A 17531-nucleotide genomic window follows, 5' to 3' on the forward strand; every position below is an offset into this window, starting at 1 on the left:
ACCAGGCCCCGCGCCACTTGCGGCGAGATACAAGGACTTCCCCGAACGATGAGCAGCATTCGCGAGCGCAACAAAGAACTGATTCTGCGCGCGGCCAGTGAAGAATTTGCCGACAAGGGCTTCGCCGCCACCAAGACCAGCGACATCGCCGCCAAGGCCGGGCTGCCCAAGCCGAATGTCTACTACTACTTCAAGTCCAAGGAAAACCTCTACCGCGAGGTCCTTGAGAGCATCATCGAGCCGATCCTGCAGGCCTCCACGCCGTTCAACGCCGAGGGCGAACCCAAGGAAGTGCTCAGCGCCTATATCCGCTCCAAAATCCGCATTTCCCGCGATGTGCCCTTTGCTTCGAAGGTATTTGCCAGCGAGATCATGCACGGCGCCCCGCACCTGAGCCCCGAGCAGGTCGAACAGCTCAACGGCCAGGCCCGGCACAACATCGAATGCATCCAGACCTGGATCGACCGCGGCCAGATCGCGCCCATTGACCCGCACCACCTGATGTTCAGCATCTGGGCGGCAACGCAGACCTATGCGGATTTCGATTGGCAGATTTCGACGGTGACGGGGAAGGCGAAGCTTGAGGATGCTGATTATGAAGCGGCGGCGCAGACCATTATTCGGTTGGTACTGAAGGGGTGTGAACCTGACGGCCAGTAAACACTTTTCGCGGATAAATCCGCTCCCACAACGGCCTTTTCACATAACGTGAGCGGGGAATGTGGGAGCGGATTTATCCGCGAAGCTTTCACTGCCTATCAGCCAACCTGAATCCCGGCATCCGCCCGCAAGCCCAGCGCTTCAATCGCACTGATCGCGCACTGCTCGTCAATATCCGACGTATCCCCGCTGATCCCCACCGCTCCCAGCACATTCCCAGCCTGATCACGCACCAGCACGCCGCCTGGCGCCGGCACCACCGACGTCTGCCCCAAGCCGTTCAACGCCGCAAAAAACGCCGGCCGCTTGGCCGCATCTTCCGCCAACAGCCGTGAACCCTTGCCCAAAGCAATCGCACCCCAGGCCTTGCCGATGGCGACCTGTGGGCGCATCACGCTGGCGCCGTCCTCCCGTTGCAGGGCAAGCACGTGGCCACCTGCGTCCAGCACCACCACCGCCAGCGGTGCCGCATTGATTTCCCGGCCGGTGGCAATCGCCCGGGTGATCAGTTCAACCGCGGTTTTCAAGGTCAGAGCGTTCATGGGTACGTCCTCTTGTGATGAGAAGCCCGAAGGGCAACTGAAAAATCTCTGCGACAAATAGAACACAATGAGATATTTTTTTGTATACAATAATTCGAGCAAGTGAAAACTAATCGAGCCAAAGGCAGTTTTAGCAGGCTTTCTGGCAAATCCAAGGCAGCAGACGAAAATGGATTGACCGATCGCGTCAGCCGTGAATACACTCTGCGCAAAGCCATTTGTATACAATTACAAAACACAAGAGGCACAAAACCATGAGCAAAATGAGAGCAATTGATGCAGCCGTTCTGGTGATGCGCCGCGAAGGTGTTGAGACCGCGTTTGGCATCCCGGGTGCAGCGATTAACCCGCTGTATTCGGCCCTGAAGAAAGTCGGCGGTATCGATCACGTCCTCGCTCGCCACGTTGAAGGCGCCTCGCACATGGCCGAGGGTTATACCCGCACCAAGGCCGGTAACATCGGCGTGTGCATCGGCACCTCCGGCCCTGCCGGCACCGACATGGTCACTGGTCTCTACAGTGCCTCGGCCGACTCCATCCCGATCCTGTGCATCACCGGCCAAGCGCCGCGTGCCCGCCTGCACAAGGAAGATTTCCAGGCCGTCGACATCACCAGCATCGTCAAGCCGGTGACCAAGTGGGCCACCACCGTTCTGGAGCCGGGCCAGGTGCCGTACGCCTTCCAGAAAGCCTTCTATGAAATGCGCTCCGGCCGCCCAGGCCCGGTGCTGATCGACCTGCCGTTCGACGTGCAGATGGCTGAGATCGAATTCGACATCGACGCCTACCAGCCGCTGCCGGTGCACAAGCCACAAGCCAACCGCATCCAGGCTGAAAAAACCCTGGCCATGCTCGACACTGCCGAGCGCCCACTGCTGGTGGCCGGTGGCGGCATCATCAACGCCGACGCCAGCGAGAAGCTGGTCGAGTTCGCCGAGCTGACCGGTATCCCGGTGGTACCGACCCTGATGGGCTGGGGCATCATCCCGGACGATCACCCGCAAATGGTCGGCATGGTCGGCTTGCAAACCTCGCACCGCTACGGCAACGCGACGATGCTCAAATCCGACATGGTGCTGGGCATCGGTAACCGCTGGGCTAACCGCCACACCGGTTCCGTTGACGTCTACACCGAAGGTCGTCGCTTTATCCACGTCGATATCGAAGGCACCCAGATCGGCCGCGTTTTCACGCCAGACCTGGGCATCGTCTCCGACGCCGGTTCCGCCCTGGACGTGTTCCTGGAAGTGGCCCGCGAGTGGAAAGCCGCCGGCAAACTCAAGTGCCGTGGCGCCTGGCTGAAAGATTGCCAACAGCGCAAGGCCAGCCTGCAGCGCAAGACCCATTTCGACAACGTGCCGGTCAAGCCGCAGCGCGTTTACCAGGAAATGAACCAGGTATTCGGCAAGGACACCTGCTACGTCAGCACCATCGGTCTGTCGCAGATCGCCGGCGCCCAGTTCCTGCACGTCTACAAGCCTCGCCACTGGATCAACTGCGGCCAGGCCGGCCCACTGGGCTGGACCATTCCGGCAGCCCTGGGCGTGGTCAAGGCCGATCCGTCGCGCAAAGTCGTGGCGCTGTCGGGCGACTATGACTTCCAGTTCATGATCGAAGAACTGGCCGTGGGCGCGCAGTTCAACCTGCCGTACATCCACGTGGTGGTGAACAACTCCTACCTGGGCTTGATCCGTCAGTCACAGCGCGGTTTCGAGATGGACTACTGCGTGCAGCTGGCCTTCGAAAACCTCAATGCCCCAGAGCTCAACGGCTATGGCGTCGACCACGTCGCCGTCGCCGAAGGCCTGGGTTGCAAGGCGCTGCGCGTATTCGAACCGAAAGACATCCAGCCGGCGCTGCGCAAGGCCCAGCAAATGATCGAAGAGTTCAAGGTACCGGTGGTGGTCGAGATCATCCTGGAACGCGTGACCAACATTTCCATGGGCACCGAGATCAACGCCGTCAACGAGTTCGAAGACCTGGCCCTGGTCGGCGGCGACGCCCCCACCGCCATCTCGCTGCTGGACTGACCTGCTGATGCCCTCCCCCGCACGGGGTGAGGGCGCACTTTCGCAAGGAGACATTCATGCCACGTTTCGCCGCCAACCTGTCCATGCTGTTCACCGAGCAGGACTTTCTCGCCCGTTTCAAGGCTGCAGCCGATGCCGGCTTCAGCGGGGTCGAATATCTGTTCCCGTACGATTTCACCTCGACTGAAATCAAACAACAGCTGGACGACAACGGCCTGACCCAGGTGCTGTTCAACCTGCCGGCCGGTGACTGGGCCAAGGGCGAGCGCGGTATCGCCTGCCACCCGGACCGCATCGAGGAGTTCCGCTCCGGCGTCGATCTGGCCATTGCCTACGCACAAGTTCTGGGCAACACCCAGATCAACTGCCTGGCCGGCATCCGCCCACAAGGCCCGGATTGCGCCACCGTCGAGCAGACCTTCGTCGACAACCTGAAATACGCCGCCGACAATCTGCAAGCGGCCGGCATCAAACTGGTGATGGAAGCGATCAACACCCGCGACATCCCCGGCTTCTACCTGAACAACACCCGCCAGGCCCTGGCGATCCAGGAAAAGGTCGGCAGCGCCAACCTGTTCCTGCAGTACGACATCTACCACATGCAAATCATGGAAGGTGACCTGGCTCGAACCCTGGCCACGCACCTGCCACAGATCAACCACGTTCAGCTGGCCGACAACCCCGGCCGCAACGAGCCTGGCACCGGCGAAATCAACTATCGCTTCCTCTTCGAACATCTGGACCGCATCGGCTACCAGGGCTGGGTCGGCTGTGAATACAAGCCGCTGACCACCACCGAAGCGGGCCTCGGCTGGCTGAAAACCCACAACGCAATCTGATCAGGTATTTCTCATGGCTAAAATCGGTTTTATCGGCACCGGCATCATGGGCCACCCCATGGCTTCGAACCTGCAAAAAGCAGGTCACAGCCTGTTCCTGACGACGCACCACGACCCCGCCCCGGCTGACCTGGTCGCCGCCGGCGCCGTCGCCCTGGCCAACCCGAAAGAAGTGGTCCAGGAAGCTGAATTCATCATCATCATGGTGCCCGACACCCCGCACGTCGAAGACGTGCTGCAGCGCGAAAACGGCGTAATCGCGGGCCTGGGTCCGAACAAGATCGTGATCGACATGAGCTCGATCTCACCGACCGCCACCAAAGCCTTCGCGGCCAAGGTCAACGCCACCGGCGCGCAATACCTCGACGCCCCGGTATCGGGCGGTGAAGTCGGCGCCAAGGCAGCCACCCTGAGCATCATGGTCGGTGGCGACAGCCAGGCGTTCGAACGCGCCCTGCCGCTGTTCCAGTCCATGGGCAAGAACATCACCCTGGTCGGTGGCAATGGCGATGGCCAGACCGCCAAGGTGGCTAACCAGATCATCGTTGCGCTGAACATCCAGGCCGTTGCCGAAGCGCTGCTGTTCGCCGCCAAGAACGGCGCAGACCCGGCCAAGGTGCGTGAAGCGCTGATGGGTGGCTTTGCTTCGTCCAAGATCCTGGAAGTGCACGGCGAGCGCATGATCAAGGGCACCTTCGACCCGGGCTTCCGCATCAGCCTGCACCAGAAGGACCTGAACCTGGCCCTGCAAGGCGCCAAGGAGCTGTCGATCAACCTGCCCAACACCGCCAACGCCCAGCAAGTGTTCAGCACCTGCGCAGCCATCGGCGGCGCCAACTGGGACCACTCGGCGCTGATCAAGGGCCTGGAACACATGGCCAACTTCTCGATCCGCGACGACAAGTAAGGCTTTGCATTGCCTGTGACACCGATTCGCGGATAAATCCGCTCCCACATTGCTCACTCACATTATGTGCAAGGGCTGTTGTGGGAGCGGATTTATCCGCGAATAGCCGCACCAAAATTACAAAGCCGAACCCCGAACAACAATAAAACGGGAGCCTGCCATGTCGCTCGATCCGCAACTCTTTCTGCGCGAGCTGTTCGCCACGGCCATTGACGCCGCGCACCCCCGCCAGGTCCTCGAAGCTCATCTGCCTACCGATCGCACTGGCCGCGTCATCGTCATCGGCGCCGGCAAGGCCGCCGCCGCCATGGCCGAAGTGGTCGAACGCTGCTGGCAAGGCGAGGTCTCGGGCCTGGTCGTGACCCGCTACGGCCACGGCGCCAACTGCTCGAAAATCGAAGTCGTCGAAGCCGCTCACCCTGTCCCTGATGCCGCCGGCCTGGCCGTTGCCCAGCGCGTGCTGGAGCTGGTCAGCAACCTCAGCGAAGACGACCGAGTGATCTTCCTGCTGTCCGGCGGCGGTTCTGCGCTGCTCGCCCTGCCCGCTGCCGGAATCACCCTGGCCGACAAGCAAGCGATCAACAAAGCCCTGCTCAAATCCGGCGCCACCATTGGCGAGATGAACTGCGTGCGCAAGCACCTCTCGGCGATCAAGGGCGGCCGCCTGGCCAAGGCCTGCTGGCCTGCCAGCGTCTACACCTATGCGATATCCGATGTGCCGGGCGATCTGGCCACGGTCATCGCCTCCGGCCCCACCGTGGCCGACCCCAGCACCTCGGCCGAGGCACTGGCGATTCTCAAACGCTACAACATCGAGGCGCCCGCCGCTGTTGTCGCCTGGCTGCAGAACCCGGCCTCTGAAACCGTCAAGGCCGACGATCCGTGCCTGGCCCGCAGCCACTTCCAGCTGATCGCCAAGCCACAACAATCCCTGGAGGCCGCCGCCGTCAAAGCGCGCCAGGCCGGATTCAGTCCGCTGATCCTCGGCGATCTGGAAGGCGAATCGCGCGAAGTGGCCAAGGTCCATGCCGGCATCGTCCGTCAGATCGTCCAGCACGGCCAGCCACTGGCAGCGCCGTGCGTGATCCTCTCCGGTGGCGAAACCACCGTGACCGTGCGCGGCAACGGCCGCGGCGGGCGCAATGCCGAGTTTTTGCTCAGCCTGACCGAAAGCCTCAAGGGGTTGCCCGGCGTCTATGCCCTGGCTGGCGACACCGACGGCATCGACGGCTCGGAAGAAAACGCCGGTGCAATCATGACCCCGCACAGCTACGCCCGCGCCGAGGCCCTGGGCCTGTCGGCCAGCGATGAGCTGGACAACAACAACGGCTACGGCTACTTCGCCGCCCTCGACGCCTTGATCGTGACATCGCCTACGCGCACCAACGTCAACGATTTGCGCGCCATCCTGATCCTCGAGAGTTCATCTCATGACGCCTGATAAGAAAGTCAAAATCCTTGCGACCCTGGGCCCAGCCATCAAGGGCATCGACGACATCCGCCAGCTGGTTGAAGCCGGGGTGAACATCTTTCGCCTGAACTTCAGCCACGGCGAACATGCCGACCACGCCATGCGCTACCAGTGGATTCGCGACGTCGAAGCCCAGCTCAACTACCCGCTCGGCATCCTGATGGACCTGCAAGGGCCGAAGCTGCGCGTCGGCCGCTTTGCCGACGGCAAAGTCCAGCTGTACCGTGGCCAGGCGCTGCGCCTGGACCTGGACGCCACCCCGGGTGATCAGCGCCGGGTCAACCTGCCCCACCCGGAAATCATCGCCGCGCTGGAGCCGGGGATGGACCTCTTGCTGGACGACGGCAAGCTGCGACTGCGCGTCACTGCCAAGCACGCCGATGCCATCGACACCGAAGTGCTCAACGGCGGCGAGCTGTCCGACCGCAAAGGCGTGAACGTGCCGCAAGCGGTGCTGGAACTCAGCCCGCTGACCGCCAAGGACCGCCGCGACCTGAGCTTCGGCCTGGAGCTGGGCGTGGACTGGGTGGCGCTGTCGTTTGTGCAGCGCCCGCAAGACATCCTCGAAGCCCGCGAGCTGATCGGCGACCGCGCGTTCCTGATGGCCAAGATCGAGAAGCCCACCGCCGTCACTCAACTGCGTGAAATCGCCGAACTGAGCGACGCGATCATGGTCGCTCGGGGTGACCTGGGCGTGGAAGTGCCGGCCGAAAGCGTACCGCAGATCCAGAAAAGCATCATTGGCACCTGCCGCCAGCTGGGCAAACCGGTGGTGGTGGCAACCCAGATGCTTGAATCGATGCGCTTCTCGCCAGCCCCGACCCGTGCCGAAGTCACCGACGTCGCCAACGCCGTGGCCGAAGGCGCCGATGCGGTGATGCTGTCCGCTGAAACCGCCTCGGGCGACTATCCGCTCGAAGCCGTGCAGATGATGAGCAAGATCATCCGCCAGGTCGAAAGCGGCCCGGACTACCAGACCCAACTCGACGCCGGCCGGCCACAAGCCGAAGCCACCGTGTCGGACGCCATCAGCTGCGCGATCCGCCGGATCAGCGGCATCCTGCCGGTGGCGGCGCTGGTCAACTACAGCGAGTCCGGCAGCTCCAGCCTGCGCGCGGCGCGCGAGCGGCCCCGGGCACCGATCCTCAACCTGACCCCGAACCTCTCCACCGCCCGGCGCCTGACCGTGGCCTGGGGCGTTCATTCGGTGGTCAACGACCGCCTGCGGCAAGTAGACGAAGTCTGCTCAACGGCCCTGGAAATCGCCCAGGCCCAAGGCATGGCCAGCCGTGGCGACACCCTGCTGATCACCGCCGGTGTGCCTTTCGGCAAGCCGGGATCGACTAATTCACTGCGGATTGAAACACTGATCTAAAGCTTGTTTGAGATTTGAATGTAGGAGCGGACCTGGCCGCGATGGGCTGCGCAGCAGACCCCGGGGCCGCTGCGCGCCCCATCGCGGCCAGGTCCGCTCCTACAAAATCCGCGCAACACCCAGAGGTCTATTGGTTATACCCAACTCCCGGAAGAACCGCGCTCGCACGAAGCGCCTCCGGTCCCACCCACTTTCCAACTGCCATCATGTCCACCAAAAAACTGATCCACTGCCCCGACTGGGCCACGGCCTTGCTCAACGGCTTCAGCCAGGTCCTGCTGCAGCGCAACCCGCTGTGCGGCCTGTTTTGCCTGGCGGCCATCCTCTTCACCGCCCCCGACCTGCTCGGCGGCGCATTGCTGGGCGCCCTCTCGGGCCTGCTCACCGCCCAACGCCGAAGCTACGCCCGCAGTGACCGGCAAAGCGGCCTGTACAGCTACAACGGCGTACTGCTGGGCCTTTTGATCTGCCATCAACTGCCCTGGTCCGCCCTCGTCCCGCCACTGATCATCGCCGCCAGCGGCCTGAGCAGCATCTTCGTGCACCAGTGGATCAAGCGCGCAGATCGGCCGGTGCTATTGCCCGCCTATACCAGCCCGTTTGTATTGCTTGGCTGGGCGTTGTTGCTGGCGGTCGAACCTGCCGCTTCCAGCCCCATCGTGGTTGACCACAATCCACTGTCGGCACTGGCCCGAGGCTTGGGACAAATTTTCCTGCTAGACCACCCATTCGCCGGCGTGCTGATTGCCATCGGCCTGCTGATCGCTAATCGCTACGCCGCTGCATGGGCATTGGTAGGTTCGGCCATCGGCGGCAGCGTTGCGCTGTTCAACGGCGAAGCCAACGCGGCGTTCTATGGTCTGTACGGATTCAACGCCGCGCTGGCCGCCCTCGCCTTCAGCCACACTCGCCAACAACCGTGGCGGCCGTTGCTGGCCATCGCTTTGGCGATCGTGCTGCAACCCGCGCTTACCCTGCTACCGGTGCCAATACTGACAGCGCCGTTCATCCTGGCTTGCTGGCTGTTACATATCGGCAGCCGCTGGGCGACCCACCACACAACCCCGCCGGACCAAGCATTGCGCAACCTTGCACGGCGTTCACGTGCACGGTAGGCTTGCCCGGTCTCTGCACATCAGAGATCGGGCTTGGTCGCCCGATGAACAAGGAGCTCTTTCAAAAGGAGCTTTACCCGTGACAACAATTCATTCCAAAACCGCCACAGCCACCTTCACCACCTGCAACGGCAGTCACGACCCGCTGTTCGCCGTCCGCGAAGGCGTTGCCCTTGAAGATGCCCTCGTCCACATCACCAACCTGCTGACCGGCATCGAAGCCGTCTCTCATAAAGCCTGCGAACACACCAGCGACAGCGAACTCAAGGGTCTGCTCTGGTCGAACCTGCACAGCGCCGAAGCGGCCAGAAGCCTGGCCGAGGCGTTGTTGGATGGGATGGAGGAGAAGGCGTTGAAACAACCGTGCGGTTTGGCCGAATAAATGGCGAATCGTGAGTAAATAGACAAAATGGCCGAATTATCGAGTATTCGGCCATTTTCTCATCCGGAAATGGCCGAATAAGCCAAGCTGATGGCCGAATCTGGCCGAATAACCTAAAATTTGGCCGAATCAATGGCCGCTTGATCTGGCCACCCACCCCAGCTGAACGGACGCAATCATGGCCGAAATGTCCAATCCGAATCGCGACAGCCTGATCAGCCTGTTCCGCGCCCAGCCGGATCAATGGCTGACGATTGCTGAGCTCCTACCCAAACTTGGCATTCCTGAGCGCACCTTACGCAACTGGCTGAAAGCGTCAGTCGTGGAAGGTGATCTGCAAGCACGTGGAAACACGAAGGGACGCGCATACCACCTCGCCATTCCCGTCACACCGCGTTTACCTGAGGAGACAGTGCCTGCGATAAAAGCAGGCAGCGGGCCTTTGCCCGTGTTCTCCGAGCAAAGCGCAGAAATCATTGCCCGCGTGCGCGCGCCACTGTTCACTCGAACCCCATGCTCCTATCGAGAAGATTGGCTGCGGTCATACAAACCGAACGAGACTGCCTACCTCCCTACCGAGCACTTGGCATTGCTGCAAGAGCATGGTCAGCGTGCGAACGACGAAATGCCCGCAGGCACTTACGCGCGGAAGATCTATAACCGACTTCTGGTGGATCTTTCCTATAACTCTTCACGGCTCGAGGGAAACACCTACTCGTTGGTGGACACCGAGAAGCTGCTCCTCGAAGGCATTCCTGCTGACGGCAAGTTGGATATGGAAAAAGTGATGATCCTCAACCACCGGGAAGCCATCCGGTTTCTGGTTGACGGTATTCACCAGTTGCAGATAACCAGCGACAACATCAGGACGCTTCACTACCTGTTGGCCGACGGCCTGGTCACCACTGGCATGGCCGGGAACCTTCGGGACGAGGGAGTTCGCATTTCCTCCACTGTCTATATGCCACTGGAGGGAAAGGAGCGTCTGGAACGCCTTCTGGAGCTTATATCCACCAAGGCGGCGCAGATCCGGAACCCGTTCGAACAGAGCCTGTTCTTGTTGGCGCACGTCGCCTACCTGCAAGGCTTCATCGACGTGAACAAGCGCACATCTCGTATGTCCGCCAATATTCCGCTGGTGCGTTACAACCTGGTCCCCTTGTCGTTTGGTGACATCAGCTCAGAGGACTACACCAGCGCAGTCATCGCCGTGTATGAGCTCAACGAAATCGGCCCGTTGGCTGACCTGTATGTCTGGTCGTACATCCGCAGTTGCCACCGCTATGGCGCCGTCGCTGAATCCGTGGGTATCGACACGCTGCGCGTGCTCCACCGCCAGCAGCGTCGGGCACTTGTCGCTCGAATCGTGAGTGAACAAAGACACGGTGATGCACTTGAAACATTGTTGTCAGAGAGCGTGGAGAAGATCCCGGTGGAGCAGCAAGCCAAGTTCATCGAAGACACTCGCTACGATCTGGAGCATCTGTCGAACGTCAGCATTGGCGGCATGGGCATCACCAAAGCCGAATTGGAGCAGTGGCTTGAAGGGCGTTCGCACACAGGATAGGCTTCCCCGGTCTCTGCACATCAGAGACCGGGCTTGGTCGCCCGAAGAAAAAGGAGCTCTTTCAATAAGGAGCTTCACCCATGACAACGAATCATTCCAAAACCGCCACGTCCACCTTCACCACCTGCAACGGCAGCCACGACCCTCTGTTCGCCGTCCGCGAAGGCGTAGCCCTTGAAGACGCCCTCGTCCACATCACCAACCTGCTGACCGGCATCGAAGCCGTCTCTCACAAAGCCTGCGAACACACCAGCGACAGCGAACTCAAGGGCCTGCTCTGGTCGAACCTGCACAGCGCCGAAGCGGCTAGAAGCCTGGCCGAGGCGTTGTTGGATGAGATGGAGGAGAAGGCGTTGAAACAACCGTGCGATTTGGCCGAATAAATGGCCGAATAGAGGGAAAATGGCCGAATACTCAATTATTCGGCCATTCAAGTGGCCGAATCTGGCCGAATAACCAGCTCACTGACTCTTTACACCGACGCTGAGCGGGGTATGTAGGAGCCGAGCTTGCTCGCGATGACGTCAGCACAGGCGACAGAAATTTCGCGGGGTTAACGTGAACAATAACGCTTTACGAGACGCGGACCTTGGATGAAACCAAGGCCCGTTCCCGAGAGCCAATTACTGATAATCATTGTCCACTGCGCTTCTCCTGGGTGTCCTGATACCCGCTGCTTTTTCGACGAAGTTATAGCCGTCGTTTCCGGCATGTTTCACCAATTCCGGCGCATCGTGGCTAAAGAACATCTGCGCGAGCGGCTTGTGGAGCATGTTGCTGGAACGCGCATCCCTCACTTGGAATGGTGTCGTTGAATCGATTTGAAGAGACCTATCCTGCCCTACCGAAGCATTAAAATGCTTCCAGACAGATTCGCCTTTTTCAGGCACAAACCGCAATTTGACTGCTCCCTGCGCAAATTCACCAGCCTCGTACGACCGATTGATAGCATGGGCCATACTTTTACTCGCTCCCAAATTTCTTAATTGCCGATACACAGGCGGTTTAGTGCTTCGCGAAAAGAAAGTCAGCTTCAGCATATGGCCTGTGGGATCTGTCCCATTAACGGGGTCCCTTTGGCAGTAGGCATAGGCATTCATCCCCCCTTTACCAAAAGGGCTCCAACTGTCAGGGCTGTGAAAGCACATCAATATCGGGTTAAACACCCGATAGCCGCCCCCAGCACATAGCCAATCATTCCTCTTTCCTTAAATTGCCCATTGAATCCGAGCATCGGCTTGGCCTCACCCGGCAGCCGATAGCCATACGGCGTATAGGAAATGACTCTCGACTTCGCCGCCTGCTGCTCCCTCACAACCGAACCGGATCGATCAGTCTGCAGCAACCCCAAATACTGAATATTGAATTGTAATGTCATCGCCAAAGCGCCTGTCGCCACGAATAAAAGAGCCCAGTATCCTCCAACTACTTTGCGCGGACACCTGACAGAACTGCCAGGTATCTGGTTGCCCAACCAGATGCAGGAGCCGGCTTGCCCGCGAGGCGTCGTACCTGGCACACCGCGGTGCGCCTATCGCTGGCAAGCCATGCTCCTACAGGCGCTTGCCCGGAACTTGCCTTACCCGCCCCCTAGACTGTCGCCCATCTCCAACGGAACCCGCCCCTCATGCGACACGCCCAGACCTGGCGCGAACAGCTTTACGTCATCATCTTCCAGACCGATACCGTGGCCGGCCGGCGCTTCGACAGTGCTATACGACAAAGGAGATCAATAATATTCATCTCCTTATCCCACGCCAATCAACGGCGTACAAATAAATTCCTCCATACAGACAACTCAACTCTGGGGTAGGCCTTCACGCCTCTATAATCATCACGACTCCTATCGATATAAACTTCATTTGGATAATTGGAGAATTCAGAGCCATTTTTAAACCGCCCTTTTGTGAAGTCATAAAATTTAGAAAACTCATCAGCCGAGGGCGAGAGGGCAATCTCATTTTCGTACCCCTTAACTATCTTTGAGGACACATTAGCAAACCCCTCGATAAACGGTTTTTTTCCGGCAGCACTATGGCATGCCAAAACATCTACCAAGTCGTATTTATCGACCTGCACACCCGCCTTCGACAAGAGCCTCATGACATCCTTCGGATACTGCTTTTTACCGTCTATATCTAAATAACCCCGACCTTTACGATCCACATTCCCATGTGAGTTAATATACAACCGCCTACCAGACTCATCTGTAAAACTCGTACCCCCTTCACCTATACGCCGAATATTGAACATGCCTCCAATTTTTATCGACTTAGCCATAAACCCCGTGGAGTCTGTGAAATTGATCGGATCACCAGAGCAATAGCAGTACGGATTAATACCTCCCTTACCAAAAGGGCTCCAACCATCAGGGCTATTGAAGCGCATCAATACTACGTTGAAAGCACGATACCCATTCCCCAGCATGTAGCCTGTTATCTGCCTCTCCTCAAGCTGGCCATTGAAGCCTATTAGCGAAGAGGCCTCATCCGCTAGACGATGTCCATAAGGGGGATAGGCAAACTTGAGCGCCCCTACATGCCTTGCGCCCAAGACCGTTCCTGAACGATCAGTCTGCAACAGCATTGCAAAGGAAGTAGAAAGCTGAGTGTTCATGGCTGAGTCGCTCACTCTGTAGAAAATAACGTCCAGTATCCTCCACTCACAAAAGCTGAACACCTGACAGAACAGCTAGGTATTTTCCACTTTCAAAGGTTCATACCGATGGCGAGCAAGCCCATGCAGGAGCCGCCGGCTTGCCCGCGAGGCGTCGTACCTGGCACACCGCGGTGCGCCTATCGCTGGCAAGCCATGCTCCTACAGGCGCTTGCCCGGAACTTGCCTAACCCGCCCCCCGCCACCTAGTCTGTCGCCCATCTCCACCGGAACCCGCCCCTCATGCGACACGCCCAGACCTGGCGCGAACAGCTTTACGTCATCATCTTCCAGACCGATACCGTGGCCGGCCGGCGCTTCGACAGTGCGCTGCTACTGATCATCCTCGCAAGCCTTGTCACGGTGATCCTCGACAGCATCGACACCGTGCACCGCGATTACGCAGGGCTGTTGGCCGGGATCGAGTGGGGATTTACCGGGATATTTCTGATCGAGTATCTGCTGCGCCTGTATTGCTCGCCCAAGCCGCTGCGCTACGCCTTCAGCTTTTACGGACTGGTGGATTTGCTGGCGATCGTGCCGGGCGTGATCGCCCTGTATTACGCCGATGCCCAGTACCTGCTGATCATCCGGATCATCCGGATGCTGCGGATTTTCCGGGTGCTCAAGCTCAGCCCGTATCTGAAGCAAGCCAACTACTTGATGTCGGCCCTGCGCGGCAGCAAGCAGAAGATCATTGTGTTTCTGCTCACGGTCTCGACGCTGGTGACGGTGTTCGGCACGATGATGTATGTGGTCGAAGGCCCCGAGCATGGCTTTACCAGTATTCCCAAGGGCATTTATTGGGCGATCGTGACCCTGACCACCGTGGGCTTTGGCGATATCGTGCCCAAGACACCGCTGGGCCAGGTGTTGTCGTCGCTGGTGATGATCACCGGTTATTCGATCATCGCCGTGCCCACCGGGATTTTCACTGCCGAATTGGCCAACGCCATGCGCGGCGAGCAGCTGCAACATGATTGCCCGGTGTGCCGCAAAAACACTCATGACCACGGCGCGGCGTTTTGTTCGCGGTGTGGCAATGCCTTGTTCAAGAAGCTGGAATAAGCGCCTCACTTTTTGATCTTTTAGTCAGCCCTCGCCGACCGTTATAGTCGCCGACACAATGCCTCACCCTAATAACCAACAAGGATCGCGTTCAGTGAAAAAACTCTTCAGCGCCTCGCTTCTGGCCGCAGGCCTGGCCTTTGGCAGCCTTGCCCAGGCTGCGCCTACCCTGCTCAACGTGTCGTACGACGTGATGCGGGACTTCTACAAGGACTACAACGCTGCCTTCCAGAAGCACTGGGAAAAAGAGCACAACGAGAAGATCAATCTGCAGATGTCGTTCGGCGGCTCGAGCAAGCAGGCCCGTTCGGTAATCGATGGTCTGCCCGCCGATGTCATCACCATGAACATGGCCACCGACATCAATGCCCTGGCTGACAATGGCAAGCTGGTGCCGGACAACTGGGTCACCCGCCTGCCGAACAACAGCGCACCGTTCACCTCGGCCACCGTATTTATCGTGCGCAAGGGCAACCCCAAGGCACTGAAGGACTGGCCGGACCTGCTCAAGGACGGTGTGCAAGTGATCGTGCCCAACCCCAAGACTTCGGGTAACGGCCGCTACACCTACCTGTCGGCCTGGGGTTATGTACTCAAGAACGGTGGCGATGAACCCAAGGCCAAGGACTTTGTCGGCAAGCTGTTCAAGCAGGCGCCGGTGCTGGACACCGGTGGCCGCGCCGCGACCACGACGTTCATGACCAACCAGATCGGCGACGTGCTGGTGACCTTCGAGAACGAAGCGGAGATGATTGCCCGCGAGTTCGGTCGCGACCAGTTCGAGGTGATCTACCCGAGTGTCTCGGCTGAAGCCGAGCCGCCGGTCAGCGTGGTCGACAAGGTGGTCGACAAGAAAGGCAGCCGCGCGGCCGCCGAGGAGTACTTGAAGTACCTGTGGTCGCCTGAAGCCCAGGAAATCGCCGCCAACAACTACCTGCGCCCACGCGATCCTGCCGTGCTGGCCAAGTACACCGACCGTTTCCCGAAAGTCGACTTCCTGTCGGTGGAGAAGACCTTTGGCGACTGGCGCACCGTGCAGAAGACCCACTTCAATGATGGCGGGATTTTCGATCAGATCTATAGCGGCCAGTAATCAGGTATAGACCGCGTTGACGCTATTCGCGGGACTTAATGTAAGAGCCAGGCTGCTCCAATGCCGGTCAGTTAAAGAGTGGAACGCCGAAAACCTGTGGGAGCGGATTTATCCGCGAATTCAGACACCGCGGTTTTTCAGGCATTACGCGGCGCCTTCATTCGCGGATAAATCCGCTCCCACATGGATCTCGCCTTAACTGACTGGCATTGGGGCAAGCCCGACTCCTACCGGTTTCGCGTTAGGCCTGCGAAGCTTTTACGTTCCGCTAAACCTTGATCAACACCGACTTCAATTCGGTGTAATGCTCAATCGCCGCCGCCCCCATCTCCCTTCCCAGCCCCGACATCTTGTAGCCGCCAAACGGCAGGCTCGGGTCCAGCGCGCTGTGGCAGTTCACCCACACCGAGCCTGACTTGATCCGCGGAATCATCCGGTGCACCGCCGCCAGGTCGTTCGACCAGATGCTCGCACCCAAGCCATAACGGTTGTCGTTGGCCAGCCGCACGGCATCCTCGATGTCATCGAACGGCACCGCCACCAGCACCGGTCCGAAGATTTCTTCCTGCACCAGCGGCCCGTGTTGCGACACGCCGGTCAGCACTGTCGGCTTGACGAAATACCCGGGGCCAAACATCTCGCCGCCACAGGCCACGGTGGCGCCCAGCTCACGCCCGCGCTCGATATAGCTGTACACCCGCTCTTGCTGGCGCGCCGAAATCAGCGGCCCCATGGCCACGCTCGGGTCCATGCCGCTGCCCAGCTTCATGCCATTGGCGATGTCGACGATATCGCCCACCACGTTGTCGAAATGCTTGCGCTGCACATACAGCCGGGAACCGGCGCAGCAGACCTGGCCCTGATTGAAGAAGATCGCACTGGCGGCACCGGCAGCGGCTTGCTTGAGGTCGGCATCGCCCATGACGATGGTCGGTGATTTACCGCCCAGCTCCAGGGTCACGCGGGTCATGGAATCCATCGCTGCCTTGCCGATCATCTTGCCGACTTCGGTGGAGCCGGTGAAGGTCAGCTTGTCCACGTCCGGATGCCGGGACAACGCCGCGCCGGCCACCGCGCCGGTGCCGGTCACGACGTTGAAGACTCCGGCCGGGTAGCCCGCCTCCAGCACCAGCTCGGCCAGTTTCAGCGCGCTGAGCGGGGTTTCGTCGGCCGGCTTGAGCACCACGGTGCAGCCGGTCGCCAGCGCAGGTCCCAGTTTCCAGCAGGCCAGCAATAGGGGGAAGTTCCAGGCGACGATGGCGCCGACCACGCCCACCGCTTCACGCCGCACAAAGGCGTGAAAGTCGCCCTCGGGCATCAGCGGTAGCGACGGGTCCACGGTACTGCCCTGGATCTTGGTCGCCCAGCCGGCCATGTAGCGCAGAAAATCGATCGACAGCTGCACGTCCATCACCTGGGCGACAGCGGCGCTCTTGCCGTTGTTCAGGCATTCGAGCTGGGCGAGGATTTGCGCGTCGCGTTCCAGCAGGTCAGCCAGCCGCCACAACAGGTTTTGCCGCTCGCGCGGGCGCATGCGGCTCCAGGCCGAGTCCTCAAAGGCCTGGCGGGCCACGGCAACGGCCAGGTCAACGTCTTCGTGGCTGGCTGCGGGCACTTCGGCCAGCGGCTGGCCGGTCGCGGGGTTGCGCAGGGTCAGGGTGCTGCCGTCACGTGCGGTCAGCCACTGCTCGCCGATCAGCATTTTCTGCGGGCGGGCAAGGAACGCCTCGGTTTGGGGGTTGAGCGCGAAGGTCGAATGCATGGGGGCGGGCTCTTGTTGTGATCTGATGCACTCATTGAGCAACCGCTGTGCCAATGGCCACAAAA

Annotated in this window: 17 protein-coding genes and 2 pseudogenes; 13 read left to right on the plus strand and 6 right to left on the minus strand. The window is 60.0% G+C overall.

Features of this window, described 5'->3' with window-relative positions; all coding sequences use genetic code 11:
* Window positions 1-48: 48 nt before the first annotated feature.
* Complete coding sequence (locus GUY40_RS02565) at window positions 49-660, plus strand: TetR/AcrR family transcriptional regulator (protein ID WP_166567366.1); 612 nt, start codon at window positions 49-51, stop codon at window positions 658-660.
* A gap of 98 nt (window positions 661-758) precedes the next feature.
* Here the strand turns inward: GUY40_RS02565 and GUY40_RS02570 are convergent, their stop codons facing one another.
* The gene (locus tag GUY40_RS02570) at window positions 759-1202 is read right to left on the minus strand and encodes a heme-binding protein (protein WP_166567367.1); all 444 of its coding nucleotides are present in this window, start codon (window positions 1200-1202) and stop codon (window positions 759-761) included.
* Between the two features lie 254 nt (window positions 1203-1456).
* Here GUY40_RS02570 and gcl point away from each other — a divergent pair, with 254 nt between their 5' ends.
* From gcl to GUY40_RS02615, 9 genes are all read left to right on the plus strand, one after another.
* Entirely contained in the window at window positions 1457-3232 is a 1776-nt protein-coding gene (gene gcl, locus GUY40_RS02575; protein WP_166567368.1) for a glyoxylate carboligase, read from the plus strand.
* Window positions 3233-3288: 56 nt separating this feature from the next.
* Window positions 3289-4071: a hydroxypyruvate isomerase gene (gene hyi / locus GUY40_RS02580; protein WP_166567369.1), complete on the plus strand. Its 783-nt coding sequence runs from the start codon at window positions 3289-3291 to the stop codon at window positions 4069-4071.
* 13 nt (window positions 4072-4084) lie between these two features.
* Complete coding sequence (locus GUY40_RS02585; protein ID WP_166567370.1) at window positions 4085-4978, plus strand: 2-hydroxy-3-oxopropionate reductase; 894 nt, start codon at window positions 4085-4087, stop codon at window positions 4976-4978.
* Between the two features lie 160 nt (window positions 4979-5138).
* Window positions 5139-6419 (plus strand): glycerate kinase, encoded by a 1281-nt coding sequence (locus GUY40_RS02590; protein WP_166567371.1) that lies wholly within the window; start codon window positions 5139-5141, stop codon window positions 6417-6419.
* Window positions 6409-7824 carry a pyruvate kinase gene (gene pyk, locus GUY40_RS02595; RefSeq protein ID WP_166567372.1) on the plus strand — a complete coding sequence of 472 codons (1416 nt, stop codon included), beginning with the start codon at window positions 6409-6411 and terminating at the stop codon, window positions 7822-7824. Before GUY40_RS02590 ends, pyk begins: the two co-directional genes overlap by 11 nt.
* 206 nt (window positions 7825-8030) lie before the next feature.
* Complete coding sequence (locus GUY40_RS02600; RefSeq protein WP_166567373.1) at window positions 8031-8939, plus strand: urea transporter; 909 nt, start codon at window positions 8031-8033, stop codon at window positions 8937-8939.
* A 79-nt stretch (window positions 8940-9018) separates the two neighbouring features.
* Complete coding sequence (locus GUY40_RS02605; RefSeq protein ID WP_166567374.1) at window positions 9019-9321, plus strand: DUF3077 domain-containing protein; 303 nt, start codon at window positions 9019-9021, stop codon at window positions 9319-9321.
* 178 nt (window positions 9322-9499) lie between these two features.
* The gene (locus GUY40_RS02610) at window positions 9500-10888 is read left to right on the plus strand and encodes a Fic family protein (protein ID WP_166567375.1); all 1389 of its coding nucleotides are present in this window, start codon (window positions 9500-9502) and stop codon (window positions 10886-10888) included.
* Window positions 10889-10968: 80 nt separating this feature from the next.
* Window positions 10969-11271: a DUF3077 domain-containing protein gene (locus tag GUY40_RS02615; RefSeq protein WP_166567376.1), complete on the plus strand. Its 303-nt coding sequence runs from the start codon at window positions 10969-10971 to the stop codon at window positions 11269-11271.
* Between the two features lie 240 nt (window positions 11272-11511).
* Here GUY40_RS02615 and GUY40_RS28145 read toward each other — a convergent pair whose 3' ends face one another.
* The 3 genes and pseudogenes from GUY40_RS28145 to GUY40_RS28155 form a co-directional block, all read right to left on the minus strand.
* Window positions 11512-11847, minus strand: coding sequence for a hypothetical protein (locus tag GUY40_RS28145; RefSeq protein ID WP_256675635.1), 336 nt, complete (start codon window positions 11845-11847; stop codon window positions 11512-11514).
* Between the two features lie 141 nt (window positions 11848-11988).
* A pseudogene (locus GUY40_RS28150) lies at window positions 11989-12036 on the minus strand (hypothetical protein); the annotation flags it as partial.
* A complete protein-coding gene (locus tag GUY40_RS28155; RefSeq protein WP_256675629.1) occupies window positions 12036-12266 on the minus strand; it encodes a hypothetical protein in 231 nt (76 codons plus the stop codon). The gene GUY40_RS28155 and the pseudogene GUY40_RS28150, both read right to left, overlap by 1 nt.
* 249 nt (window positions 12267-12515) lie before the next feature.
* Here GUY40_RS28155 and GUY40_RS28160 point away from each other — a divergent pair.
* A pseudogene (locus tag GUY40_RS28160) lies at window positions 12516-12605 on the plus strand (ion transporter); the annotation flags it as partial.
* Window positions 12606-12649: 44 nt separating this feature from the next.
* Here the strand turns inward: GUY40_RS28160 and GUY40_RS02630 are convergent.
* Window positions 12650-13504 carry an RHS repeat-associated core domain-containing protein gene (locus GUY40_RS02630; protein ID WP_166567377.1) on the minus strand — a complete coding sequence of 285 codons (855 nt, stop codon included), beginning with the start codon at window positions 13502-13504 and terminating at the stop codon, window positions 12650-12652.
* A gap of 282 nt (window positions 13505-13786) precedes the next feature.
* Here GUY40_RS02630 and GUY40_RS02635 point away from each other — a divergent pair, with 282 nt between their 5' ends.
* Entirely contained in the window at window positions 13787-14611 is an 825-nt protein-coding gene (locus tag GUY40_RS02635; protein ID WP_166567378.1) for an ion transporter, read from the plus strand.
* A 94-nt stretch (window positions 14612-14705) separates the two neighbouring features.
* Complete coding sequence (locus GUY40_RS02640) at window positions 14706-15704, plus strand: sulfate ABC transporter substrate-binding protein (protein ID WP_166567379.1); 999 nt, start codon at window positions 14706-14708, stop codon at window positions 15702-15704.
* A 268-nt stretch (window positions 15705-15972) separates the two neighbouring features.
* On the opposite strand, the gene GUY40_RS02645 is transcribed toward GUY40_RS02640, so the two are convergent.
* A complete protein-coding gene (locus GUY40_RS02645; protein ID WP_166567380.1) occupies window positions 15973-17466 on the minus strand; it encodes an aldehyde dehydrogenase in 1494 nt (497 codons plus the stop codon).
* Window positions 17467-17531 lie beyond the last annotated feature (65 nt).

The sequence above is a fragment of the Pseudomonas sp. R5(2019) genome (assembly GCF_009905435.1).
Lineage (GTDB): Bacteria > Pseudomonadota > Gammaproteobacteria > Pseudomonadales > Pseudomonadaceae > Aquipseudomonas.